Raw genomic sequence first — 22,698 nt, forward strand, 5'->3', positions numbered from 1 at the left:
CCACCACACGTGTAAACAGTGATCTCACCGCCCGGCCGACCGGGCTTCATCCGTGGGGAAGGCATTCCGTGAGTCCGACCCGCTCTGGGGAGCGGCGTACGCCTGTGCGCAGTCGCCGCGCATTGAAAAGTGCCGGTGCGCTAGGGCTGCTGGCGCTGTCCGCCACCGGCTGCAGTGGAACCCGGCTGGGCCTGCCCGAGCCGATCAGCGTCCAAGGCGAGCGCATGCTGCACCTGTGGCAGGGCTCCTGGATCGCGGCTTTCGCGGTCGGGGGCGTCGTCTGGGGCCTGATCATCTGGGCGGTGCTGTTTCATCGCAAGCGCTCCGACGATCTGCCGCCGCAGGTCCGCTACAACATGCCGATCGAGATCCTCTATACGGCGGTCCCGTTCGTCATCATCGCGGTTCTGTTCTACTTCACCGCGCGCGATGAGAACTTCGTCGAGAAGACCACGGACAATCCCGCCGTGGTCGTCGACGTGATCGGGTTCCAGTGGAGCTGGCAGTTCGACTACAAGGAGAACGGCAAGACCGTCGCCTCCGTCGTCGGCCAGCCGGTGGCGCCCAACGGCCCCGCGCCGGGCAAGCCGGTCATGACGATCCCCGCCGGCAAGACCGTGCGGGTGCGGCTGCACGCCAACGACGTCATCCACTCGTTCTGGGTTCCCGCGCTGATCTACAAGAAGGACGTCATGCCGGGGTACACCAACGAGTTCGAGTTCACGGCGAACAAGCTCGGCACCTATGAGGGCCGCTGCGCCGAGCTCTGCGGCGTCGACCACAGCCGGATGCTGTTCCAGCTGAAGGTCGTGACGCCCCAGCAGTACGACAAGTTCATCGCAGATTCGAAGCAAGCACTGGCCGCGGGAGGTGGGAAGTGACCACGACGAGTCACGCCCCGAGCGCGCCGATCGCCGCGCCGCGGACGAGCAAGGGGCGCATCATCGCCTCCTGGCTGTCGTCCACCGACCACAAGGTGATCGGCTACCTCTACCTGATCACCTCGTTCTTCATGTTCCTGTTCGGCGGTGTGCTCGCCCTGGTGATCCGGGCGGAGCTGTTCGAGCCGGGCACGCAGATCGTCAGCAACGAGCAGTACAACCAGCTGTTCACCATGCACGGCACGATCATGCTGCTGATGTTCGCGACGCCGCTGTTCGCGGGCTTCACCAACGTCATCATGCCGCTGCAGATCGGCGCGCCGGACGTGGCGTTCCCGCGGCTGAACATGCTGGCGTACTGGCTGTTCCTGTTCGGCAGCCTCATCGCCCTCGCCGGCTTCCTGACCCCGGGCGGCGCGGCCAGCTTCGGCTGGTTCGCCTACACCCCGCTGTCGGACGCGGTGCGCTCGCCGGGCATCGGCGGCGACATGTGGGTGATGGGCCTGGCGATGTCGGGCTTCGGCACCATCATGGGCGCGGTCAACTTCATCACCACGATCCTGTGCATGCGCGCCCCCGGCATGACGATGTTCCGGCTGCCGATCTTCTCCTGGAACGTCCTGCTGACCTCCATCCTGATCCTGATCGCCTTCCCGCCGCTGGCGGCGGCGCTGCTCGCCCTGGAGGCCGACCGCAAGCTCGGCGCGCACATCTTCGACGCCGCGCACGGAGGCGCGCTGCTCTGGCAGCACCTGTTCTGGTTCTTCGGGCATCCGGAGGTCTACATCATCGCCTTGCCCTTCTTCGGCATCGTGACTGAGATCCTCCCGGTGTTCAGCCGCAAGCCCGTCTTCGGTTACATCGGCCTGGTCTTCGCGACGATCAGCATCGCGGGCCTGTCCATCACCGTGTGGGCGCACCACATGTTCGTCACCGGCCAGGTGCTGCTGCCGTTCTTCTCCTTCATGACGTTCCTCATCGCCGTGCCCACGGGGGTGAAGTTCTTCAACTGGGTGGGGACGATCTGGCGAGGACAGCTGACGTTCGAGTCGCCGATGCTGTGGTCGCTGGGCTTCCTGGTGACGTTCCTGTTCGGCGGCCTGACCGGCGTCATCCTGGCCTCCCCGCCGATGGACTTCCAACTGTCGGACTCCTACTTCGTGGTGGCGCACTTCCACTACGTCGTCTTCGGCACCGTGGTGTTCGCGATGTTCGCGGGCTTCTATTTCTGGTGGCCGAAGTTCACCGGCAAGATGCTGAACGACAAGCTCGGCCACGTGCACTTCTGGCTGCTCTTCATCGGCTTCCACGGCACGTTCCTCATCCAGCACTGGCTGGGCGCGGCGGGCATGCCCCGCCGGTACGCCGACTACGCCGCCGAGTTCCACGCGCTGAACGAGATCTCCACCATCTTCTCGTTCATCCTCGGCATCTCCATGCTGCCGTTCTTCTACAACGTCTACATCACGTGGAAGAAGGGCAAGCGGGTCGAGGTCGACGACCCGTGGGGCTACGCCAACTCGCTGGAGTGGGCCACGTCCTGCCCGCCGCCGCGGCACAACTTCAACTCGATCCCGAAGATCCGTTCCGAGCGGCCGGCGTTCGACCTGCACCACCCCTACGTGGGTGCCAAGGGCGAACTCGCCGGGGCGAAGGGAGAGTAGCCGATGCGCGTCCAGGCGTTCATGTTCTACGGGTGCGCGGTCTTCTTCCTCGTGACCGACATCGTGTACTGGCTCTGGTCCAAGGACTGGACGGGCACCACCGCGCTCGCGCTGGCCGTCGGCCTCGCCGGGCTCGTCGGGTTCTACGTCCACTTCACGATCCGCCGTCTCGAGCGCGCCAACGCGGGTCCGCTGTTCGAGGACGACCCCGAGGGCGAGATCGCGGACGCGGCCGGTGAGCTGGGCTTCTTCAGCCCGCACAGCTGGTGGCCGCTGTTCGTGGGGCTGTCGGCCGCGACCGTGACGCTCGGCGTCGTGTTCGGCTGGTGGCTGGTCATCCTCGGCGCGGCCGCCGCGATCCTGACCTCGATCGGTCTGGTCTTCGAGTACTACCGGGGTCATTTCGCCCACTGATCAGTAAAGGATCCCCATCGGGGGCCGGTGCCCGCTTTCCAGCGGGTACCGGCCCTTTCACATACTGGGCGCCGTTCCAGCGACCGGGCTGGGCAGGCGGACCGATCGCCCAGGAGGACGACCGGGGGGACCACATGCCGGTAGGTGGCTCAGGACCGGGGGACCGGGGACGGCGCGCCGCCGCCGTGCTCGTCGGCGCGAGCGTGGTGGCGGGAGCCGCGGCGTGCTCGGGCGGCGGCGAGGCGGATGTCGGGAACGCCGTGCGGCTCGCGGTGTCGCCGATGGGCGGCACGAGCAGGCTCAGACCGGACAGCCAGATCGACGTCCGGGCGCACGGCGGCACGATCGAGAACGTCACGGTGTCGGCCGGGGGCCGCGAGGTCGCGGGCGATCTCAGCGCGGACCGGACGCGGTGGCAGTCGCGCTGGACGCTGGAGCCGGGCGAGACGTACCTGGTCAACGCGACGGCGCTCGGCAAGGACGGCAGGACCCGCACGGTCTCCAGCCGCTTCACCACCGCCGAGGTCACGAAGACGAACGACGTGACGATCGAGGCGCCCTACAACAGGGAGACCGTCGGCGTCGGCATCCCGATCATCGTGCACTTCGCGCGGGCGGTGAAGGACCGGGCGGCGGTCGAGCGGGCGCTGGAGGTCACGGCCGACAAGACGGTCGAGGGCGCCTGGCACTGGTTCGGTGACAAGGAGGTCGTGTTCCGGACGAAGGACTACTGGCCCGCCCACACGAAGGTGAAGTTCCAGGCCCATCTCGCCGGGGTGCGCACGGGCGGGGACGTGTACGGCGGTAAGAACCACGCCGTCGACTTCAAGATCGGTGACTCGCACATCTCCACGGCGGGCGAGGACACCCACAAGATGGTCGTGATGGTCAACGGCAAGAAGGCCCGCACCATCCCGACCAGCATGGGGCGCGGCGGCAGCCGCATGTACACCACCACCAACGGGGTCCATCTGTCGATGGACAAGGAGGACCCCACCATCATGACGTCGGACTGGATGGGCTGTGGTGCCGGTTGCGCGGGCTACTACAGCCTGACCGTGTACAAGGCCGTACGGATCTCCGACAGCGGCGAGTACGTGCACAGCGCGCCGTGGTCGGTCGGGTCCCAGGGCAGCGAGAACGTCAGCCACGGCTGCATCAACGTCAGCCCGTCCAACGCCAAGTGGTTCTACAACCTCAGCTATCGGGGCGACCCGGTGAAGGTGACGGGGAGCAATCGGGAACTGGAGCCGGAGAACGGCTGGGGCTACTGGCAGCTCGGCTGGCGGAACTGGGTGAAGGGCAGCGCGCTGAAGCGGTCGGTGACGACCGCGCCGCACGCGGACGCCGCGACGCTGGCGGCCCAGCAGGGCAGGGGAGCCGGGCCGAAGGCCCCGGCCAAGCGGGGGACCCAGGGGAACTGACGCCGCTCACCGCAGCGGCGGCGGGACCTCGGTGTGATTCATGCGGGCCCAGTCACGGGCCATGGCGATCCGGTCGGGCCCCGACGGGTGGGTCATCCACAGCAGGTACTCCATGACGTCGGGGCTCAGATCGGAGATGTTGCGCACCGACAGCGTGCGCTGCATCGACACGAACGTCGACGGGTCGCGGGTGAGGTTCAGCGCGTGCGCGTCCGCCCGGGCCTCGATGCGCCGGCTGACGAGGTTCTGGACGGGCGCGGCGAGCTGCGTCCCGGCGGTCACGAGCGCGAGCAGGAGGGCGATGGAGCGCGGGTCCGCCGCCCCGCGCGTCCCGCGCCCGCCGGGCGCGTCCGGCGGCGCGCCGCCGGGATCGACTCCCGCGCGCCGCAGGAGCCGCGGAGAGGTCATCAGGGGGTACAGCAGGCACAGCGCCCCGGCGATGCCCAGCGCGCCCACCAGCGTGCCCCACAGGACGTCGTCGCGCTTGGCATGGCCCAGTTCGTGCCCGACGATCGACTCGATCTGCGGGCGCGGCGACTTCAGCAGCGTGTCGTACAGGACGATGCGGCGGGTGGAGCCGAACCCGGACACGTAGGCGTTCAGCGACGTCGTCCGGCGGGAGGCGTCCGCGACGAGGACGTCCTCGACGGGCACGCCGTCGCGCTTCGCCATCGCGAGCAGGTCGCCGCGCAACCGCCCCTGCGGCAGCGAGTGGAACCTGTTGAACACCGGCTCGACCGCGACCGGGTAGATGAACGACACGAGCACGACGAGAACGAACCCGCCCGCGGCGGCGCCCGCCCACCAGTAGCGCGGGAACCGGCGGATGAGGGCGTACAGGAGCAGCAGGGCGACGGTGGAGACGACCCAGGTGACGCCGAGGGACTTCAGCTGGTCGACGAGCCACGCGGGCCAGCCCTGCGTGGACAGCCCGTACCGGCGCAGCACCGACTCGCTCCAGATGCGGAACGGGAGCCCGGCGAGACGCAGCAGCGTCGTGAGCGCGGTGGCCGCGACGATGATTGTGAGCGGGCGGCGGCGGGTACGGGCGGTGACCCAGCCGATGAAGCGGGCGCCGAGCGGGGTCAGGCCGAGGACGAGGATCAGCGCGAGGCCCGCGAGGAGCCCCGTGTAGGCGGGCGGGTTGACGGCCGAGTCGAACGCCCTGGAGCGGGAGATCTCGGCGGGGGGGAAGTCGAGCGCGGGATCGGCCTTGACGCCTCCGCCGGGGACGTGGCCGGGGAGCGGATTCCACGGGGTGGTCAGGGCGAGGACGGCCGCGACCGAGGCGAACAGCACGGCGGCGGCGACGGCGGCGGCGATCCGGGGACGCCGCGCCCGGGCGGTCCGGCCGGGCCCGCCGGCGACGGCCCCGGTCCCGTCCCCGTCGACCCGGCCCTTGTCCGCCTCCGCCTCGCTCATGCGAGCTCCTTCTTCACATAGTCGCGCCACAGGGTGGTGAATCGGTCCCGGTTGAGGCCCAGCACGTCGCGCAGCGCGGCGGCCTCCGGGACGCGCCCGGCGGCCCGGTAGAGCCGCACGAGCGCCGGCTCACCGTACCGGTCGGCGACCATCCGGCAGGCGAGCCAGGCCTCCTGGTAGGCCTGGGAGAGCCGCGGGGAGCCGCCGGCGAACTCGGCCGCCGCGGGCAGGGCGTCCGGCGGCCGTCCGGCGGTGACCTCGCGGCGCAGCTCGCCCGCCGCCGACCGGACGCTGATCTTGACCCGCCGGTAGCCGACATAGTCGGCGAAGCCCTCGATGAGCCACAGCGGGGTGCGCCGGTCGCGGGCGCCGCCGGTGGCGACGTGGGTCAGCTCGTGCGTCAGGACGACGTCGCGGCCGAGTCCGTTGAGGCGGCCGAAAGTGCCGGGGGAGACGATGACCCTGTCCTCGCCCCGGCCGCCGGTGGACGGCGCCGGGGACGTTCCGGGAGGCGTGGGGGGCCGTTCCCCCTCGTCCCGCTCGATTCGCGCGGGGGGCACGACGGTGGCGAGCGCGGCGATCTGCCCGAGGCTCTGGCCGGGCCCGGCCAGGGCGGAGGCGAGGTCCGTGCCGGCGGGGACGAGCGCGACGACCCGCTGGGCCCACCCCTTGCCGACGACGCCCGTGACGACCGGCGCGGCGGCGTCCAGCCGCTTGGCGATGCCTTCGAGGCCGGTGGTGTCGCCTATGACGAGGCTGGCGCGGCCTTTGACCACGGTCAGGGGGCCGCCGTCCCAGATGTCGGCGTCGTCCTTGAAGCCGTGCGCCGTCCCATCGCCGACGATCGTCCAGGTGCCGGAGCCGGGGGCGAGCGTGAGGTAGCGGGTGCGGCTCACGTAGCCCTTGTCGAAGCCCCGTAGCTTGTAGCGCACCTCCAGGCGGACCACTGCGCTCTCGTCGTCCACGGCCTGGGTGCCGGAGATGAGCTCCTGCCAGCCTTCCAGCGGGAGCTTGCGGAGGTTGCCGTATATGCGGGCCTGGACGTCCTGGAACGCCTTGGGCGCGTCGCCCACTGTGGCGAGGAACGCGATGCGGTCGCCGTCCCGCACGGCACGGGCGCGGTTGGCGAGGGTGGCACGGGCGGCGTCGAGGCTGAACGGCGCGGCGGCCCTCGGAGTGCGGGCGGGCGACGCCGCGTCGCCGCCGGACCGGACGCCGAGCAGGCCGGCGCCTCCCGCGGCCAGCACGGCGGCCCCGCCCGCGCCCAGAGCGAGAGCCCTGCGCCGCGTCACGGGACCGCCGTGCTCCGGACCGCCGTGCTCCGGACCGTCCTCCATGGGCGTGATCCTATGCAGCCCGCGTCGTCCGGGGGCTCATCACGGCTTGTAGCCGGGGTATCCGTAGCCGACGATGTCGTCGACCGGACGCTCCTTGATCCTGACGGCGTTGCCGGTGTTGCCCTCGACGGCTTCGATCGTGCCGTCGTCGACCTTCTTGACCACCATGCCGACGTGCCGGATGTCCTCGACGTCCTTGCTGCCGTCCCAGGCGTAGAAGACGATCGCGCCCGGCCTCGGGTCGGTGCCCCAGCGGCCGTGCTCCTGGAACCAGCGGGCGTGGGCGACGGTCCAGGCGTCGCTGCCGATCTGGTCGGTGAAGCCGATCTGCTCGCCGATCCAGGAGATGAACATGTCGCACCACTGTGCGTCGCCGTACTCGCTGATGGAGCCGCCGTCGCGGGCGACGGTCTCCCCGGCGCGCGCGGTGCCCATGTACCACTTCTGGAACTTGGTCTCGCCGCCGCTGTCCTCTTCCACACCGACCTGGGACTTGGCGAGCTTGATGGCCTCGTCGGCGGTGGGCCGGGCATCCCCGGTCTTCTGGGGGGCGGCCTTCGGGCGGTCCTGGGTTTCCTGTGCGGGGGACGTCCGGGGCTCGGCCTTGGACGTGCTCTTGGCCGGACCCTTGCCCGCCTTCTTGGCATCCGCCTTCTTGACGGGGGCGGCACCGGCCGCCGCGGCCGTCGCCGGGGCGGAGCCGAACGGCAGGACGGACGCCTGCGCGGTGGCCGCCGCGGTACCGAGGACGGCGGCGCCGACGATTACGCCGCCGGTCGTCCGCCATGTGAGGGACAGGGGGCCCGGCTTGCGGTGCCTGCCCGGGACCTTCTTGCAATGTTCGCGTGGCAAGGGGGGATCTCCTCGACTTCCATGCCGCCTACCGGGTTAGCTGACGGGTTCGGGCCTGGAAGGCGCCCTACGGCCCGCGGGCAGGCCGATTCACCCCGAAAGAGAAAGGACACGATGGGTCCCCGGCTCCGCGTCCGGTGCGCGTGCGCACGGCGGTCCGCGGACTCGGCGGTGGCGTGCCCGGGGGACGGGCACACCGGTTTCGGATGGGGGCTCGCACGGGCGGAGGCGCCCGCGGAGTGCAGGGGGGGTCCGGGCGTGGCCGCACGACGGGCGGCCACGCCCAGGTAACGCTGCGGAACTCACTCCTTCGCTCTTCCAGACGCCTACCGGGTTAGCTGACGGGTTCGGGCGTGGAAGTGGCCCTACGGCGGCTCTCACCGGGGGTGGGAGAGACACGCCGATTCACCCCGGGTGCCGGAATGCCCGTCCGGGAGGTCTCCCGGACTCCGGCGATGTGGGTCCCCGGTTCCGCGCTTCGGCGGATTCGGCGCTGCCGCTGCGATCCTGGGGGCGAGATGGGGCCCGGCGCGGGACCTGTCTCCCGCGTGCGAACGAGCGGCGCCTGATGTTGTGTGCGGACGCCGGCCCGGTTCCGGGGGCGTCCGGGGTTGCCTGACCCGGGGGAACCGCCGTGGCTGCGCGCTCAGCGCCATGCACGCCGTGAGCGTGCGCACGGTGGCCCGGGTCGGCCGTGCGGTCCGCGTGGGACCGCTGTGCGGCACCGTCCGGTGCCGCGGGGGCGACGCGTGGGTCGTGCCGCCCGGGTGGCGGCACATGGCTCGTGCCGCCGTCACGCGGCGGACGAACGCGCCGCGCGGGGTCGGGGCGCCTGGCGGGCGCCGCGGGGCTACGGCGCCTGGAGGGCGCCGTGAGTGGTGACAACGTACCAAAGCCCCAACAGAAGGCAAACCCCTACAAAATTAACAACGGACCAGGTCAAGCCTGGTCCGTTGCGAAAAGAGAGCTCCGTTACGCCCTCCGCGGGGCGTGGGACGGGGCCGTCAGGGGCGTCCGGCGCCGTAGTAGTTGCTCAGGTAGTAGCCCGAGGTGATGTCGCTGATCTTGACGACGTCGCCGGTGTGCGGGGCGTGGATCATCTTGCCGCCGCCGATGTAGAGGCCGACGTGGCCGAGCCCGCTGAAGAACACCAGGTCGCCCGGCTGCAGGTCGCTCCTGGCCACCCGCTTGGTCGCGGCCCACTGCGAGTTCGTGGTGCGGGTGATGCTGACGCCCGCCGCCGCCCACGACTTCATGGTCAGGCCGGAGCAGTCGTAGGAGCCCGGGCCCTCCGCGCCGTACTGGTACGGCTTGCCGAGCTGGGCGTAGGCGAAGTCGAGCGCCGTGCGGGCCGGGCCGCTGGCCGGGCCGTTGTAGGTGCCGCCGGTGCCGCCCGAACCGCCCGAACCGCCGGACCCTCCGCGGCCGCCGCCGGAGGGCGTGCTGGTGCCGAACCGCCGCAGCAGCTTCTTCTGCTTCTCGACTTCCTTGTCGAGCTTGGTCTTCTGGTCCTTCAGCTCCTTGGTCTTGGCCTTCACGTCGTCGTAGGCGGCCTTGGCCTGCGCCTGCTCGCGGCGGAGCCGCTGCGCGGTCGCGAGGAACTGGGTGAGCTGGGAGCTGCGCTCGTGCGACAGGTGCGAGAAGATGGCCGCCTGGTCGAGGATCGCCTGCGGGTCGTTGCTGCCCACGAAGCCGGTCACGTCCGCGGAGTCGCCGTTCTTGTACGCGGCGGCGGCCATCTGGGCGATCTTGGAGCGCTGCTCCTCGAAGGCGGTCTCCTCCTGCTTGCTCGCCTTCGTCGCGCTGTCGAGCTTCTTCTTGGCGACCTTGAGCTTCTCGTTGAGCTGGTTGTACTGCTCGACCTTCTGGTCCATCTGCTCATTGAGCTGGTTCAGCTTCTTCTGGACCTGCGTCTTGGTCGGCTTGGGCTCGGCGTGCGCCACCATCGGGGGCGCCATGAGGGAGGCGGTCACGGTCAGACAGGCGGCGGCCGCCAGACGACGGGAGGCGCCTCTGGTCGCGGGGCCACCTCTCCGGTCACGCTTCTGCGCTGGTACCCCGTTGAGATCCTTGGCCACGATGGGTCTCGCCCTTCTCGTCCACGACATCAGCGGACGACACTAGCGAGGGGGGACAACCGTCACAACCGATTCGTCACTCTTTGATGGACATCGAGAAGCATCATCTACTTTTCGTGACGCCATGATCACAGATGGCAAGGGTTTCTTTGGCGGCCTCAGGGGTTCCTATGACCGGCCCAGCCGCCGCAGCAGCAGGGTGGACGGGCAGGGCCGGGCATCGGCGCGGCGGGCCCCGTCGGCGACCTCCCGGTCCGAGGACACCACCACCACGGGACGGCCCGACGGCTCGGCCCGCACCAGCTCGCCGATCAGCTCGTCCGCGGTCTGGCCCGGGGCGCTGAACCGTACCCGGACGCCGCGCGGCGCCGCGACCGCCACCGGCGTGTCCAGCTCCGCGCCGTCGAACACGCACGTCACCTCGGCGCGGGTCTGCGCCGCCAGCCCGCCGAGCCCGGACACCAGCCGGTTGCGCTGATCCGCCAGCGGCAGTTCCCCGTAGCCGGTCTTCGTGACGTTGTAGCCGTCCACCACCAGATGCACCTGCGGCAGGGTCAGCAGCCGGTCGAGCAGCTGCGGGTCGCTGTCGGACAGCGCCCGGCCGGGCAGCGCCCGATGCGCGAGCCGGTCCGGCTCCAGCCCGCCCGCCGCGTCCGCGGGACGGCCGATGGTGGAGGGCAGCGCCAGTTCCCGGCGGATGCCCTGCGCCGCGTCCACGAGCGTGTCGAGCAGCATCCGCAGCCGGACGTCGTCGACGTTGCGCCCCTCGCGCGCGGCCCGTCTGGCGGCCTCCGCGTTCGCCTCCGCGTGCGCGGTGCGGGCGCGCAGCCTGCGCAGCTCCTTCTCGGATGCGGCGGTCGACTCGCGGGCGGCGGCCAGTTCCCGCTCGGCCCGCTCGGCGGCCGCGTCCGCGCGCTCCTCCGCCGCCCTGAACCGGGTGCGGGCGTCGTGCAGCTTGTGGCGCAGCCCGGCCACCTCGGCCTTGGTCTCGCGCAGCTCGGCGCGCAGCTTGTCCAGCTCGGCGGAGCGCGCGGCGCGGGCGGCGGCCAGCTCCTCCTTCAGCGCGGCGACGCGGCGCTCGGCGGCCTCCTCCTCCGACGCGGTCGCGGAGCGCTCCAGTTCCGCGCGTGCGGACTCGACGAGCACCGTCCAGCCCGCGGGCCGCAGCAGGTAGGCCAGCACCGCCACGCGCACCGGGTCGGCGGCGGGCGGCACCCGCCCGCCCTCGACCACCTCGACCAGGTCGGCCTGCGTCTCCCGCAGCGGCTCGGCGACCCGCTCCCGGAAGCCGGAGTCCTTCTCCAGCGCCGCGGCGATGTGCTGCCCGGCGAGCTTGGCGCGCTTGCGGCGCTCGAACCGCGCGAACCGGCGCAGCGGCGCGGGGACCTCATCGGCGGGCAGCGACCCGATCAGCTCGGCGGCGGCCTCCACCACGCTCTGCCGCACGGGTTCGGGAAGGGGCCGGTCAAGATGCTCTTCCCGGTGGGGCTGATGGGCCGGCTCCCCGGAACACGCCGGCTTCTGCCCGGACTCCACGCCGCCGGGGGTCGCTTCGGGGCCGCTGTCGATGATCCCGCTCCTTCCGGGCTGCGCCGCCGGTGGGCTGTGTCTTCCCGAGCACCCACGCCTTAACCGGCATTCGACCAGGGCGAACGTGTCATCGGACCGAGCGCGCCGGGCTCCCCCCTGACCGTCCCGCGGCCCCCGCCCGGCGGGACGTGCCGGCGCACCTCAACCCTAGCGGCCCGGGGTTGTGTCGGTGGTGTCCTCTACGGTCGCGCACATGACGGCTGCGCACGGGGTTCAGGGGACGCTGGACGACCTCGGCACTCCGCTCTGCGAGGTCACCTTCGTGGTGGTCGACCTGGAGACGACGGGCGGCTCGGCCGCGGACTCGGCCATCACCGAGATCGGCGCGGTGAAGGTGCGCGGGGGAGAGGAACTCGGCGAGCTCGGCACGCTGGTCGACCCCGGCGGGCCCGTCCCGCCGTTCATCACCGCGCTGACCGGCATCACCACGGCGATGGTGACGGCCGCGCCGCGCATCGAGTCGGTGCTGCCCGCGTTCCTGGAGTTCGCGCGCGGCTGCGTGCTCGTGGCGCACAACGCCCCGTTCGACATCGGCTTCCTCAAGGCCGCCTGCGCCGCGGGCGGCCACGCCTGGCCCGCGTTCCCCGTCATCGACACCGTGGACCTGGCGCGGCGCGTCCTGTCCCGGGACGAGGTGCCCAACTGCAAGCTCGGCACGCTGGCCCGGTTCTTCCGGACGTCCAACGAGCCGACGCACCGCGCCCTCGCCGACGCCCGCGCCACCGTCGAGGTCCTGCACGGCCTCATCGAGCGGCTCGGCTCGTTCGGCGTCACCTCGCTGGAGGAGATGCGCGGCTTCGCCAAGGCGCCCACCCCCGAGCAGCGCCGCAAGCGGCATCTCGCCGACGGCGTGCCGAGCACGCCCGGCGTCTACCTGTTCGAGGACCGCGCCGGCGAGGTGCTCTACGTCGGCAAGAGCGGCGACCTGCGCTCGCGCGTGCGCAGCTACTTCACCGGTTCGGAGACGCGTCCGCGCGTCCGCGAGATGGTGGGGCTCGCCGAGAACGTCCGCACGATCGTGTGCGCCACCGGCTTGGAGGCCGAGGTCCGCGAGCTGCGGCTGATCGCCGAGTACAAGCCGCGCTACAACCGCCGTTCCAAGTTCCCCGAGCGGGTGATCTGGCTGAAACTGACCGTGGAGCCGTTCCCGCGACTGTCCATCGTCCGGGAGTGCCGCGCCGACGGCGCCCGCTACCTCGGGCCGATCTCGTCCCGGCGGCAGGCCGAGGAGGCGCGCGCCGCGCTGCACGAGGCGATCCCGCTGCGCGAGTGCACCCAGCGGCTGACGCCCCGGCTGATCGAGAGCGGCAGGGCGCGCGCGTGCGCGCTCGCCGAGATCGGACGCTGCGGCGCGCCCTGCGACGGCCGCGAGTCCGCCGACGCCTACGCCATGCACGCCGGGACGGCCCGCGCGGTCATGGAGGGCGACGTCCGCCCGGTGGTGGCCGCCGCTCGGGTGCGCATCGACCGGCTCGCCTCCGAGCTGCGGTACGAGGAGGCCGCCGTGCAGCGCGACCGGCTCGCCGCGTTCGTCCGCGCCGCCGCGCGCGGGCAGCGGCTCGCCGCGCTGGCCCGGCTGCCGCAGCTGGTGGCGGCCCGTCCCGCCTTCGACGGCGGCTGGGAGCTGTCGGTCGTCCGGTACGGGCGGCTCGCCGCCGCCGGGACGGTCCCGCCGGACGCCCGGCCCCGCCCGTACGTGGACGCGCTCATCGCCACCGCCGAGACCGTCTTCCCGCCCGCGGGGGAGGCGCCCGGCGGCGTCGCGCTCGGCGCGCCGCCGTCGGCGGGCGCGACCGCCGAGGAGATGGAGTGCGTGCTGCGCTGGCTCGACCTGCCCGGCGTCCGGCTCGTCGAGGTCGACGGCGCGTGGACGTGCCCGGTCCACGGCGCCGAGGGGCTGCGCGAATGGATCGACCGCGCCTACGACAGGGCGTACGAGCGGCACGAGCCGTCCCATCCGCGGGCCGCCCGCCCACTAAGGTGAAGACGTGGCCCTGCCCCTCTACGACAGCCAGCCGGCCCGGCGCGTCCCCTGGGTGACGTACCTGCTGATCGCGGTGAACGTCGTGGTCTTCCTGATCACCCCGATGTCGCGCTTCGCCACCTGGTACGGCGAGGGCGCGGTCCGCGAGTGCAGGGCGACGCAGTTCACGTTCGAGTACGGCGCGGTGCCCAAGGAGCTGACGACCGGCGACCAGCAGCCGCTGCCGTCGGACGTCGCCCGCGACTGCGGGCCCGCGACCTTCCACAAGGCGCCCTGGACGTCGGCGTTCACCTCGATGTTCCTGCACTCCGGCGCGCTGCACCTGCTGGGCAACCTGGTCTTCCTGTTCGTCGTCGGCATGGGCGTCGAGGACCGGCTCGGACGGTGGCGCTATCTGCTCAGCTACCTGTTCTTCGGGCTCGTCGCCGTCTACGGGTTCGCGTGGACGTCGCCCGGCTCGGCCGTCCCGCTCATCGGCGCGTCCGGGGCGATCGCGGGGGTGATGGGCGCCTACGTGATCCTCAATCCGCGGGGCCGCGTCGTCAGCTGGGTGCCGCCGGTCATCGTGATCCGGCTGCCGGTGTGGGTGGTGCTCGGGTACTGGTTCATCCTGCAGTGGCTGTCGCTGGGCAGCGAGGAGAAGAGCAACGTGGCCTACACGGCGCACATCTACGGCTTCGCGGCCGGCGTGGTCTTCGCCCTCCTCGCCCGCCGCGCGGGCCCGTCCCGCCGCCTGGCCGCGCTGAGCCGCGGCTAGTACTTCCCGGTAGGGTCGAAGCGTCCGAATCTGCGGGGAGGGTGAAGTGGTCACTGCGATCGTGTTCGTCAAGGCCGACGTCGCGCGCATCCACGAGGTGGCCGAGACGATCGCCGCGCTGGACGGCGTCAGCGAGGTCTACTCCATCACCGGGGGCCACGACCTCATGGCGATGGTCCGGGTGCGCCGCCACGAGGAATTGAACGACATCATCCCGGGCCGGCTCAACAAGGTCGAGGGCGTCATCGGTACCGAGACCCATATCGCCTTCCGCACCTACTCCCAGCACGACCTGGAACAGGCATTCGCGTTGGGCCTCCCCGACGCCGACTAACGCATCGCCGCGTTGCCCGTTGAAGGAGGGCCTGCAAGGCCCGACGCCGAGGGCGACGCAATCAACCCGCGCCGAGGGCGATGCAATGGACTCCATCCCCGCAGGGGAGGGTGTTGTAGCCGGGGCTTTCGCGGTAGACGGCGCCCGGGGGCCAGTGCGCGGTGTTGGACGCCATGACGCGGCCGGGGGCGTTGACGACGAACGCGGGCGCCGGGATTTCGCGCAGCGCGGGGACGATCTCGTTCTCGAACGTCCGGGCGAACACGTCGGCGGCGGCGACGCCGGCGAACGTCCCGGCGGCGTGGACGGGCGCCGACAGGGTCAGGACGTACTCGTCGCTGCACAGGTAGTCGACGTAGGGGCCGCAGACGGTCCGCTCGGCGCCGTCCTCCGGGCCGGTGAACCACTCCCAGCGCGTGTAGTCGTACAGGGCGCTGCTCTCGGGGTTCAGGTCGCGCAGCAGTTGGGCGGGGCGGCCGCCGGGGCCGGCCTGCCACCATTCCATGTACCAGGCGGCGTCGGCGAGCAGCTGGGGCGCGGCGATGAAGCCGAGGCCGCAGATGAGCGGGCCGAGCCGGGCGGACAGCAGCGGGCGCAGCGGGGCGAGGTCGGCGCGGACGGGGGCGCGGCCGGTGCGGTGGACGTCCTCCAGGCACCGGGCCGTCGCGTCGCGGACCCGGGCCACGGTCGCGAAGACGTAGTCCAGGGTCGCGCGGACGTGCGCCGCCGCCGCGCCGACGGCCGGTGGCTCGGCGGGCATGGGTCCCCCTCAGAGTGCGAGCCGTCGTTCAATGAGACGTTCTACCGCATTCAGGACGTGACTTTCAGCCACCTCGCGGGCCCGGGCGTCGTCGGCGCCCTCGATGGCGTCGACGAGCCCGGCGTGTTCGGCGTCCACCCGGCCGCGCCGGGCCCGCAGGTCGTGCACGGCCCAGATCAGCGGGCCGATCTCGGCCTGCAGCCGGATCTCCTCCCGGGTGAGCCGGCCGGACTGGGACGCGGCGGCGACCTCCAGGTGGAGCCGGCCGTCCAGCCTGCACATCCCGGCGCCGGGCTCGGTTTCCGCCATGTCGTCCAGGGTGCGGCGCAGCCGCCGGACGTCGGCGGGCAGCGAGCGCAGCGCGGCCAGGCGCGCGGCGGCGCCGGCGATGGCGGCGTAGTGGTCGCCGAGGTCGCGGAGTTCTTCCGCGCTGAGCGAACGGAGCCGCTCGTCGAGATCGAATGGCCTGGCCGGGGCGCGGACGAAGCTTCCGCCGCCGCGCCCGCGCCGGGTCTCGATGAGCCCCTGTTGACGCAAGGCCATCAACGCTTCGCGTAGTGTGACCGTTGAGACACCGAGATGTGCCGCGAGGTCGGTTTCGCTCGGCAGATGCTCGCCGTCGCCGAGGAGCCCGAGCGCGATCGCGTCGCTCAGCCGCCGCACGACGGCGTGCACCCGTGCGGTGTTGTCGACGGGAGCGAACACGACGAGATGCGCGCTGTCCATGGCCCCCTCCCGGTGTTAACACAGTGATACCGGAACATCACTTGAACTTAAACTTATGAATCCATATGTTTTCGTTATGCCGGTGACAGCGGTGAGGATCCGCGATCTGCGTAAGACCTTCGGCCCCGTCGAGGCGGTGGCGGGCGTCGACCTCGACATCGGGGACGGCGAGTTCTTCTCCATGCTGGGCCCGTCCGGGTCCGGGAAGACGACCGTGCTCCGGCTCATCGCGGGCTTCGAACGCCCGACGTCCGGGACCATCGAACTCGGCGGCACGGACGTGACGGCGCTCGCGCCGTTCGACCGCGACGTCAACACCGTCTTCCAGGACTACGCGCTGTTCCCGCACATGGACGTGCTCCGCAACGTCGAGTACGGCCTCAAGGTGCGGCGGGTGCCGCGCGCGAAACGCCGCGAGCGGGCGCTGGAGGCGCTGCGCGGCGTCCGCCTGGACGGGATGGAGTCGCGCCGTCCCGCCGAGCTGTCGGGCGGCCAGCGCCAGCGGGTGGCGCTCGCCCGCGCCCTGGTGAACGAGCCGAAGGTCCTGCTGCTGGACGAGCCGCTCGGCGCGCTCGACCTGAAGCTGCGTGAGGAGATGCAGGTCGAGCTGAAGAGCCTGCAACGGCGGGCCGGCATCACGTTCGTGTTCGTCACCCACGACCAGGAGGAGGCGCTGACCCTGAGCGACCGGGTCGCCGTCCTCAACGGGGGCAGGGTCGAGCAGGTGGGCACGCCCGCCGAGGTGTACGAGCACCCCGCGACGGAGTTCGTGGCGGGATTCGTGGGGACCTCCAACCGGATCGACGGCGTTTGCGTCCGGCCGGAGAAGATCCACGTCGACACCGAGACCGGCGCCGGCGCGAGCGCGCCGGACGCCGGGGACCGGCACGCCTTCGGCACGGTCGCGGAGGTCGTCTACGCGGGCGCGGTGACCCGGTTCGTGATCGACCTGGAGTCGGGGGACCGGGTCGTGGCGCTGCAGCAGAACCTGCGGACCTCCTCCATGGACGTGCTGGGCCGGCGCGGCGCCCGCGTCCGGATCGGCTGGCACGAAGCGCACGAGTTCCACGTCTCGGGCGCCGGTACGGGTACCGACCCCGCCCCGGCCCCCACCTCCTGATTCACCCCCATCCCCCCGAAATAAGGAGTTCCCCATGTGGTCCACGCGCAAGGCGTTCGCCGTCGCGGCGACGCTCGCGATCGGACTGACGGCCGCCGCCTGCGGCGACGGCTCAGGTGACAAGGCGTCCGGCGCCGGGCAGGGCGGCTTCACCGTCCCGAAGGTCCCGATGCGGCAGTCGCTCGGCGCGGGCGAGGGCGCGGTCAACCTGGTCGCCTGGGCGGGCTACGCCGAGGACGGCTCCAACGACCCGAAGGTCGACTGGGTCACCCCGTTCGAGAAGCAGACCGGCTGCACGGTCAACACCAAGGTCGCCGGGACGTCCGACGAGATGGTGACGCTGATGAAGACCGGCGAGTACGACGCGGTGTCGGCGTCCGGGGACGCCTCGCTGCGGCTGATCGCGTCCGGGACGGTCGCGCCGGTCAACACGGGGCTCGTGCCGAACTACGCCGACGTGTTCTCCGGCCTGAAGATGAAGCCGTGGAACTCGGTGAACGGCGTCTCCTACGGCATCCCGCACGGCCGCGGCGCCAACCTGCTGATGTGGCGCACCGACAAGGTGAAGACGGCGCCCGACTCGTGGGGTGCGGTGTTCGACGCGAACTCGCCGTACAAGGGCAAGATCACCGCCTATGACTCGCCGATCTACATCGCCGACGCCGCCCTCTACCTGATGTCGGCCAAGCCCGAACTCGGGATCAAGAACCCGTACGCGCTCGACCAGAAGCAGTTCGACGCGGCCGTCGGCCTGCTGAAGACCCAGCACGGGCTCATCGGCGAGTACTGGTCCGACTACACCAAGGAGGTCCAGGCGTTCAAGAGCGGCGACTCCGTCCTCGGGACGACGTGGCAGGTCATCGCGAACCTCGCCGAGGCGGAGAAGGCGCCGGTGCAGGTGACGCTGCCCAAGGAGGGCTCCACCGGCTGGTCGGACACCTGGATGGTCGGCGCGAAGGCCAAGCACCCCGACTGCGCCTACAAGTGGCTCGACTGGATCGTGTCCCCGAAGGCGAACGCGCAGGTCGCCGAGTGGTTCGGTGAGGCCCCGGCCAACGCCAAGGCGTGCCAGGAGACCTCGGACAAGAAGTTCTGCGACACCTTCCACGCCACCGACGAGACCTACTTCTCCAAGGTGCACTTCTGGACGACGCCGATCGCCCAGTGCCTGGACGGGCGCACGAACGTCAAGTGCGTCGACTACTCCAAGTGGACCCAGGCGTGGACCACGATCAAGGGATGACCGCCCCCGCCTCCACCGGCGGAGCGGACGCCCGCCCGGCGCCGGGTCCCCGGCGCCGGGCGGCGGCCCTGCTGCACCGCCGTCCGCGGCTGCGGCTGTCGCTGCTGCTGTCGGCGCCGCTCGCCTGGCTGGTCGTCGTCTACCTCGGTGCGCTCGCCGCCATCTTCCTCACCGCGTTCTGGACGACCGACGTGTTCACCGGCGAGGTCGTCCGGCAGTTCACCCTCGCGAACTTCCGGACGCTGCTGGACGAGCCCGTCTACCGGACGGTCGCGCTGCGCAGCCTCGGCGTCGCGGTGGCCGTCACCCTCATCGACACCGCCATCGGCTTCCCCATGGCGCTCTACATGGCCAAGGTCGCAAGGCCCCGGTACCGGCCGTATCTGCTGATCGCGATCCTGGCGCCGCTGTGGGCCGCCTACCTCGTCAAGGCGTACGCGTGGCGGGTGATGCTGCAGCAGGGCGGCCTGCTCGACCAGGTGCTCGAGCCGTTCGGCCTCTCCAGCCCCGGCTACGGCCTCACGGCGACCGTGCTCGTCCTGGCCTACCTGTGGCTGCCGTACATGATCCTGCCCGTCTACACGGGCCTGGAGCGGCTCCCGGACTCGCTGCTCGACGCGTCCGGCGACCTCGGCGCCCGGCCGCTGCGCACGTTCCGCACGGTGATGCTCCCGCTGGTGTTCCCGTCCCTGGTGGCCGGGTCGATCTTCACGTTCTCGCTGTCGCTCGGCGACTACATTACCGTGAAGATCGTCGGCGGCCGCCGGCAACTGCTCGGCAACGTCGTCTACGACAACATCGGCGCCGCCAACAACCTGCCGTTCGCCGCGGCCGTCGCCACGATCCCGGTGGTGGTGATGCTCGGCTACCTCGCCGCGGCCCGCCGCACCGGCGCCCTCAGGGAGCTGTGATGACCTTCTCGCCCGCCGCACGGATCGCACTGCGCGTCCTCATGGCCCTCGGCCTGGCCGTCATCTACGTGCCGCTGCTGGTGGTGCTCGTCAACTCCGTCAACGCCGACAAGACGTTCGGCTGGCCGCCGCCCGGGTTCACCGGACGCTGGTGGGCGCAGGCGCTGGACAACGAGGGCGCCCGGCAGGCCGTCCTCACCAGCGTCAAGGCGGGTCTCGGCGCGACCGCGACCGCCCTCGTCCTCGGCACGATGGCGGCGTTCGCCGTGTCGCGCCACCGCTTCTTCGGCCGGGAGACGGTGTCGCTCGTCGTCGTCCTGCCGATCGCGCTGCCCGGCATCGTCACCGGCATCGCGCTGAGCAACGCCTTCCAGGTCGTGCTGAAGCCGCTCGGCATCGGGCTCGGCCTGTTCACCGTCATCGTCGGGCACGCCACGTTCTGCGTCGTCACCATCTACAACAACGTGCTCGCCCGGCTCCGCCGGACGGGCACCCGCCTGGAGGAGGCGTCCGCCGACCTCGGCGCCGACACGTTCCAGACGTTCTGGTACGTGACGTTCCCGGCGCTGCGGTCCGCGCTGCTCGCCGGCGGCCTGCTGGCGTTCGCGCTGTCCTTCGACGAGATCATCGTGACCACGTTCACCGCCGGTCCGGGCGCGACGACCCTGCCCATCTGGATCTTCAACAACCTGTTCCGCCCGAACCAGGCCCCGGTCGTCAACGTCCTCGCCGCCGCCCTGATCGTCCTGTCGGTCATCCCGATCTACCTGGCCCAGCGTCTCTCCAGCGGCGCCCGGAGCCCCGTCTGACCCCGGGGGGCGACTCCCTGGAACCCCGCCACGGCGCAGGCGATCCGCGTGCCTGCGCCGTGCTCTGGTGACCGAGGTGGCTAGCGCATGCCCTGGCTCGTGTCGATCCAGCGGTCGAGGAGGGTGCTCGTGGCGCCGGAGTCGACGGCCTCGGCGGCGCGGTCGCGGGCGTCCCGGAGGGCGCCGGTGAGCTCGGCGGGGGGCGGAGCGCCCTCGTAGGCGGTGATGAGCGCGGCGGCGTTCAGCAGGACCATGTCGCGAACCGGGCCCCTGGCGCCCGCGAACGTCTCGCGGGCGACCCGGGCGTTGAAGGCCGCGTCGGCGCCGCGCAGGTCCTCCGGCGCGGCCGGCGGGATGCCGAGGTCGGACGGGTCGAACGTCGTCTCCGTCGCCGTCCCGTCGCGGACGACCCACACCGTGGACGTGCCGGTGGTCGTCAGCTCGTCCAGCCCGTCGTCGCCGCGGAACACCAGCGACGAGCAGCCGCGTGCGGCGAACACCCCGGCGATGACGCCCGCCATCCGGGGGTGGAACACGCCGACCGCCTGGGCCGCCGGAAGCGCCGGGTTGGTCAGCGGGCCGAGGAAGTTGAACACCGTCGGCGTGCCCAGCTCGCTGCGCGTCCGCGACGCGTACCGCAGCGCCGGGTGGTAGAGCGGGGCGAAGCAGAACGTGATGCCGAGCTCCTCGGCGACCCGGGCGGTGGCCTCCGGCGGCAGGTCGATGGCGACGCCGAGGTGCTCCAGCAGGTCGGCGGCGCCGCACGAGGACGACGCGGCGCGGTTGCCGTGCTTGACGACCCGGACGCCGGACGCGGCGGCGACCACCGCGGCCATCGTCGAGATGTTGACGGTGTGGGCGCGGTCGCCGCCCGTGCCCACCAGGTCGGCGATGGGCCCCGGCACGTCGATGCGGGTGGCGTTGTCCATCATGCCCTGGGCGAGTCCGGTGACCTCCTCGACCGTCTCGCCCTTGGCGCGCAGTGCGACCGCGAAGCCCGCGATCTGCACGTCGGTGGCCTCCCCGGCCATGATGCTGTTCATGGCCCAGGCGGTCTCCTCGCTGGACAGCGAGTCGCCCGACAGGAGGGCGTTGATCAGTGCGGGCCAGCTGGTGCGCGCGTCCATGTCCCCTACCGGGTCTCGTGGGCCGACGTTGTCCACGGGGTGGTGAAGGCGGTCTCTACAGGGTTCTCAGCGGGTCTACAGGGTGGTGAGGCGGTTCTCGCGGCGCTGCCGCATGAGGCCGGCGAGCGCGCCGGCGAGTGCCATCGGGTCGAGCGGCAGGCCGACGACCGCGTCGGCGCGCGACCAGGTGGCGAGCCAGCCGTCGTCGCGGCGGCCGATGACGGCGAGCACGGGCGGGCAGTCGTACACCTCGTCCTTGGCCTGCCGGCAGACGCCGAGCCCGCCCGCGGGCTGCGCTTCGCCGTCCACGACCATGATGTCGATGCCGCCCTCGTCCAGCCGCGCGACCGCGGCGGGCTGGGTGGCGCACTCCACGAACTCCACCTTCGGGAGGTCGGCGGCGGGACGGCGGCCGATCGCCATCCGGATCTGTGCGCGGGTGTTCGCGTCGTCGCTGTAGACGAGGACCTTCATCGGGGTCTCCGGGGCGGTGCTCATGCACGTGAGGGTACCGGGTCGGGGGCCCTGGGACACCCGCGGGGAACCATATGAGGGGGGTCATGCGTCACTCACGGGACGGGGGCGCAATAATGCTGCCCGTGACAGCATCCGCGATAGAGACAACACCTCACGCACGGGCGAACCGTCCCAATCTGGTAAGCGTGGGGACGATCGTTTGGCTGTCGTCCGAGCTGATGTTCTTCGCGGCGCTGTTCGCGATGTTCTTCACGATCCGCTCTGTGACGATCGGCCAGTCCGGGCATGGCGCATGGCCCGGTGCCCCGCTGGACCTGCCCCTGTCGGCGGTCAACACGACCGTCCTGGTGCTGTCCTCGGTGACCTGCCAGATGGGCGTGTTCAAGGCCGAGGCGGGCCAGGTCGGACGTGACGGCGGCCTGCTGAACTTCAGGCGCTGGGGACTGCGCGAGTGGTACATCCTCTCGTTCCTCATGGGCGCCTACTTCGTCGCAGGCCAGGCCTACGAGTACTTCAACCTCGTCACGCACGACGGGCTGACCTTCTCGTCCTCCGCCTACGGCTCGGTCTTCTACCTGGCCACCGGCTTCCACGGCCTTCACGTCATCGGCGGCCTGGTCGCGTTCCTCTTCCTGCTCGGGCGCACCTACGCCGCCAAGCGGTGGACGCACGAGCAGGCGACGAGCGCGATCGTCGTGTCCTACTACTGGCACTTCGTCGACGTGGTGTGGATCGGCCTGTTCTCCGCCGTTTACCTGCTCGACCTCTGACCTACCCGACGACATGAC

21 protein-coding genes and 2 riboswitches are annotated in these 22,698 nt (G+C 71.4%); of the genes, 12 read left to right on the plus strand and 9 right to left on the minus strand.

What is annotated here, in order from left to right; genetic code table 11:
• The first annotated feature begins 122 nt into the window (after positions 1–122).
• The 4 genes from ctaC (at position 123) to AF1_RS07655 (ending at position 4,383) form a co-directional block, all read left to right on the plus strand.
• Entirely contained in the window at positions 123–881 is a 759-nt protein-coding gene (gene ctaC, locus AF1_RS07640) for an aa3-type cytochrome oxidase subunit II (protein WP_242608962.1), read from the plus strand.
• Positions 878–2,545 carry an aa3-type cytochrome oxidase subunit I gene (gene ctaD, locus AF1_RS07645; RefSeq protein WP_067794321.1) on the plus strand — a complete coding sequence of 556 codons (1,668 nt, stop codon included), beginning with the start codon at positions 878–880 and terminating at the stop codon, positions 2,543–2,545. The genes ctaC and ctaD overlap by 4 nt, the downstream gene beginning before the upstream one ends.
• A gap of 3 nt (positions 2,546–2,548) precedes the next feature.
• Positions 2,549–2,959: a cytochrome c oxidase subunit 4 gene (locus tag AF1_RS07650; RefSeq protein ID WP_067794323.1), complete on the plus strand. Its 411-nt coding sequence runs from the start codon at positions 2,549–2,551 to the stop codon at positions 2,957–2,959.
• A 134-nt stretch (positions 2,960–3,093) separates the two neighbouring features.
• Positions 3,094–4,383 carry a L,D-transpeptidase gene (locus tag AF1_RS07655; RefSeq protein WP_084262551.1) on the plus strand — a complete coding sequence of 430 codons (1,290 nt, stop codon included), beginning with the start codon at positions 3,094–3,096 and terminating at the stop codon, positions 4,381–4,383.
• A 6-nt stretch (positions 4,384–4,389) separates the two neighbouring features.
• Here AF1_RS07655 and AF1_RS07660 read toward each other — a convergent pair whose 3' ends face one another.
• From AF1_RS07660 to AF1_RS07680, 5 genes are all read right to left on the minus strand, one after another.
• The gene (locus AF1_RS07660) at positions 4,390–5,805 is read right to left on the minus strand and encodes a M48 family metallopeptidase (protein WP_084262553.1); all 1,416 of its coding nucleotides are present in this window, start codon (positions 5,803–5,805) and stop codon (positions 4,390–4,392) included.
• Positions 5,802–7,142, minus strand: a complete 1,341-nt coding sequence (locus tag AF1_RS35620) for a hypothetical protein (RefSeq protein WP_067794325.1) — start codon at positions 7,140–7,142, stop codon at positions 5,802–5,804. Before AF1_RS35620 ends, AF1_RS07660 begins: the two co-directional genes overlap by 4 nt.
• Before the next feature lie 39 nt (positions 7,143–7,181).
• Positions 7,182–7,994, minus strand: a complete 813-nt coding sequence (locus AF1_RS07670) for a CHAP domain-containing protein (RefSeq protein WP_067794327.1) — start codon at positions 7,992–7,994, stop codon at positions 7,182–7,184.
• A 9-nt stretch (positions 7,995–8,003) separates the two neighbouring features.
• A riboswitch (cyclic di-AMP (ydaO/yuaA leader) is annotated at positions 8,004–8,144 on the minus strand.
• Between the two features lie 158 nt (positions 8,145–8,302).
• Positions 8,303–8,497: riboswitch (cyclic di-AMP (ydaO/yuaA leader) on the minus strand.
• 501 nt (positions 8,498–8,998) lie between these two features.
• Complete coding sequence (locus AF1_RS07675) at positions 8,999–9,967, minus strand: C40 family peptidase (protein ID WP_242608961.1); 969 nt, start codon at positions 9,965–9,967, stop codon at positions 8,999–9,001.
• Positions 9,968–10,240: 273 nt separating this feature from the next.
• Complete coding sequence (locus tag AF1_RS07680) at positions 10,241–11,518, minus strand: NYN domain-containing protein (protein WP_242608960.1); 1,278 nt, start codon at positions 11,516–11,518, stop codon at positions 10,241–10,243.
• A gap of 337 nt (positions 11,519–11,855) precedes the next feature.
• Between AF1_RS07680 and AF1_RS07685 the strand changes: the two genes are divergently transcribed.
• From AF1_RS07685 to AF1_RS07695, 3 genes are read left to right on the plus strand one after another with little or no spacing between them, the layout of a single operon-like run.
• On the plus strand, positions 11,856–13,646 hold the full coding sequence (locus AF1_RS07685; protein WP_067794333.1) for a DEDD exonuclease domain-containing protein: 1,791 nt from the start codon (positions 11,856–11,858) through the stop codon (positions 13,644–13,646).
• Positions 13,647–13,650: 4 nt separating this feature from the next.
• Positions 13,651–14,403, plus strand: coding sequence for a rhomboid family intramembrane serine protease (locus AF1_RS07690; RefSeq protein WP_067794334.1), 753 nt, complete (start codon positions 13,651–13,653; stop codon positions 14,401–14,403).
• A 46-nt stretch (positions 14,404–14,449) separates the two neighbouring features.
• Positions 14,450–14,737: an Lrp/AsnC family transcriptional regulator gene (locus tag AF1_RS07695; RefSeq protein ID WP_067794336.1), complete on the plus strand. Its 288-nt coding sequence runs from the start codon at positions 14,450–14,452 to the stop codon at positions 14,735–14,737.
• Positions 14,738–14,798: 61 nt separating this feature from the next.
• Here the strand turns inward: AF1_RS07695 and AF1_RS07700 are convergent, their stop codons facing one another.
• Both AF1_RS07700 and AF1_RS07705 read right to left on the minus strand, forming a co-directional pair.
• Positions 14,799–15,497: a cache domain-containing protein gene (locus tag AF1_RS07700; RefSeq protein ID WP_067794338.1), complete on the minus strand. Its 699-nt coding sequence runs from the start codon at positions 15,495–15,497 to the stop codon at positions 14,799–14,801.
• A 9-nt stretch (positions 15,498–15,506) separates the two neighbouring features.
• Positions 15,507–16,223: a FadR/GntR family transcriptional regulator gene (locus AF1_RS07705; protein ID WP_067794340.1), complete on the minus strand. Its 717-nt coding sequence runs from the start codon at positions 16,221–16,223 to the stop codon at positions 15,507–15,509.
• A gap of 76 nt (positions 16,224–16,299) precedes the next feature.
• Between AF1_RS07705 and AF1_RS07710 the strand changes: the two genes are divergently transcribed.
• Genes AF1_RS07710 through AF1_RS07725 form a run of 4 tightly spaced genes read left to right on the plus strand, consistent with a single transcriptional unit; the run spans position 16,300 to position 20,306 of the window.
• The gene (locus tag AF1_RS07710) at positions 16,300–17,343 is read left to right on the plus strand and encodes an ABC transporter ATP-binding protein (protein WP_067794342.1); all 1,044 of its coding nucleotides are present in this window, start codon (positions 16,300–16,302) and stop codon (positions 17,341–17,343) included.
• 34 nt (positions 17,344–17,377) lie between these two features.
• Positions 17,378–18,586, plus strand: coding sequence for an ABC transporter substrate-binding protein (locus tag AF1_RS07715; RefSeq protein WP_067794344.1), 1,209 nt, complete (start codon positions 17,378–17,380; stop codon positions 18,584–18,586).
• Complete coding sequence (locus tag AF1_RS07720) at positions 18,583–19,497, plus strand: ABC transporter permease (protein WP_067794346.1); 915 nt, start codon at positions 18,583–18,585, stop codon at positions 19,495–19,497. The genes AF1_RS07715 and AF1_RS07720 overlap by 4 nt, the downstream gene beginning before the upstream one ends.
• Positions 19,497–20,306, plus strand: coding sequence for an ABC transporter permease (locus tag AF1_RS07725; RefSeq protein ID WP_067794348.1), 810 nt, complete (start codon positions 19,497–19,499; stop codon positions 20,304–20,306). The genes AF1_RS07720 and AF1_RS07725 overlap by 1 nt, the downstream gene beginning before the upstream one ends.
• An 80-nt stretch (positions 20,307–20,386) precedes the next feature.
• Here the strand turns inward: AF1_RS07725 and trpD are convergent, their stop codons facing one another.
• Together trpD and AF1_RS07735 are read right to left on the minus strand one after the other, a co-directional pair.
• Positions 20,387–21,433, minus strand: coding sequence for an anthranilate phosphoribosyltransferase (gene trpD / locus AF1_RS07730; protein WP_067794350.1), 1,047 nt, complete (start codon positions 21,431–21,433; stop codon positions 20,387–20,389).
• Positions 21,434–21,508: 75 nt separating this feature from the next.
• Entirely contained in the window at positions 21,509–21,931 is a 423-nt protein-coding gene (locus tag AF1_RS07735; RefSeq protein WP_067794352.1) for a type 2 periplasmic-binding domain-containing protein, read from the minus strand.
• 92 nt (positions 21,932–22,023) lie between these two features.
• Between AF1_RS07735 and ctaE the strand changes: the two genes are divergently transcribed.
• Complete coding sequence (ctaE, locus tag AF1_RS07740) at positions 22,024–22,680, plus strand: aa3-type cytochrome oxidase subunit III (protein WP_322788273.1); 657 nt, start codon at positions 22,024–22,026, stop codon at positions 22,678–22,680.
• Positions 22,681–22,698 lie beyond the last annotated feature (18 nt).

Source organism: Actinomadura formosensis NBRC 14204 (assembly GCF_001552155.1).
GTDB classification, from domain to species: domain Bacteria; phylum Actinomycetota; class Actinomycetes; order Streptosporangiales; family Streptosporangiaceae; genus Spirillospora; species Spirillospora formosensis.

Excerpts from the sequence above, each read along its gene's own strand:
- AF1_RS07650 (WP_067794323.1), top strand. The coding sequence starts at position 2,549 with ATGCGCGTCCAGGCGTTCATGTTCTACGGGTGCGCGGTCTTCTTCCTC.
- AF1_RS07655 (WP_084262551.1), top strand. The coding sequence starts at position 3,094 with ATGCCGGTAGGTGGCTCAGGACCGGGGGACCGGGGACGGCGCGCCGCC.
- AF1_RS07660 (WP_084262553.1), bottom strand. The coding sequence starts at position 5,805 with ATGAGCGAGGCGGAGGCGGACAAGGGCCGGGTCGACGGGGACGGGACC.
- AF1_RS35620 (WP_067794325.1), bottom strand. The coding sequence starts at position 7,142 with ATGGAGGACGGTCCGGAGCACGGCGGTCCGGAGCACGGCGGTCCCGTG.
- AF1_RS07685 (WP_067794333.1), top strand. The coding sequence starts at position 11,856 with ATGACGGCTGCGCACGGGGTTCAGGGGACGCTGGACGACCTCGGCACT.
- AF1_RS07700 (WP_067794338.1), bottom strand. The coding sequence starts at position 15,497 with ATGCCCGCCGAGCCACCGGCCGTCGGCGCGGCGGCGGCGCACGTCCGC.
- AF1_RS07705 (WP_067794340.1), bottom strand. The coding sequence starts at position 16,223 with ATGGACAGCGCGCATCTCGTCGTGTTCGCTCCCGTCGACAACACCGCA.
- AF1_RS07710 (WP_067794342.1), top strand. The coding sequence starts at position 16,300 with ATGCCGGTGACAGCGGTGAGGATCCGCGATCTGCGTAAGACCTTCGGC.
- AF1_RS07715 (WP_067794344.1), top strand. The coding sequence starts at position 17,378 with ATGTGGTCCACGCGCAAGGCGTTCGCCGTCGCGGCGACGCTCGCGATC.
- AF1_RS07720 (WP_067794346.1), top strand. The coding sequence starts at position 18,583 with ATGACCGCCCCCGCCTCCACCGGCGGAGCGGACGCCCGCCCGGCGCCG.
- AF1_RS07725 (WP_067794348.1), top strand. The coding sequence starts at position 19,497 with ATGACCTTCTCGCCCGCCGCACGGATCGCACTGCGCGTCCTCATGGCC.
- trpD (WP_067794350.1), bottom strand. The coding sequence starts at position 21,433 with ATGGACGCGCGCACCAGCTGGCCCGCACTGATCAACGCCCTCCTGTCG.
- AF1_RS07735 (WP_067794352.1), bottom strand. The coding sequence starts at position 21,931 with ATGAGCACCGCCCCGGAGACCCCGATGAAGGTCCTCGTCTACAGCGAC.
- ctaE (WP_322788273.1), top strand. The coding sequence starts at position 22,024 with ATGCTGCCCGTGACAGCATCCGCGATAGAGACAACACCTCACGCACGG.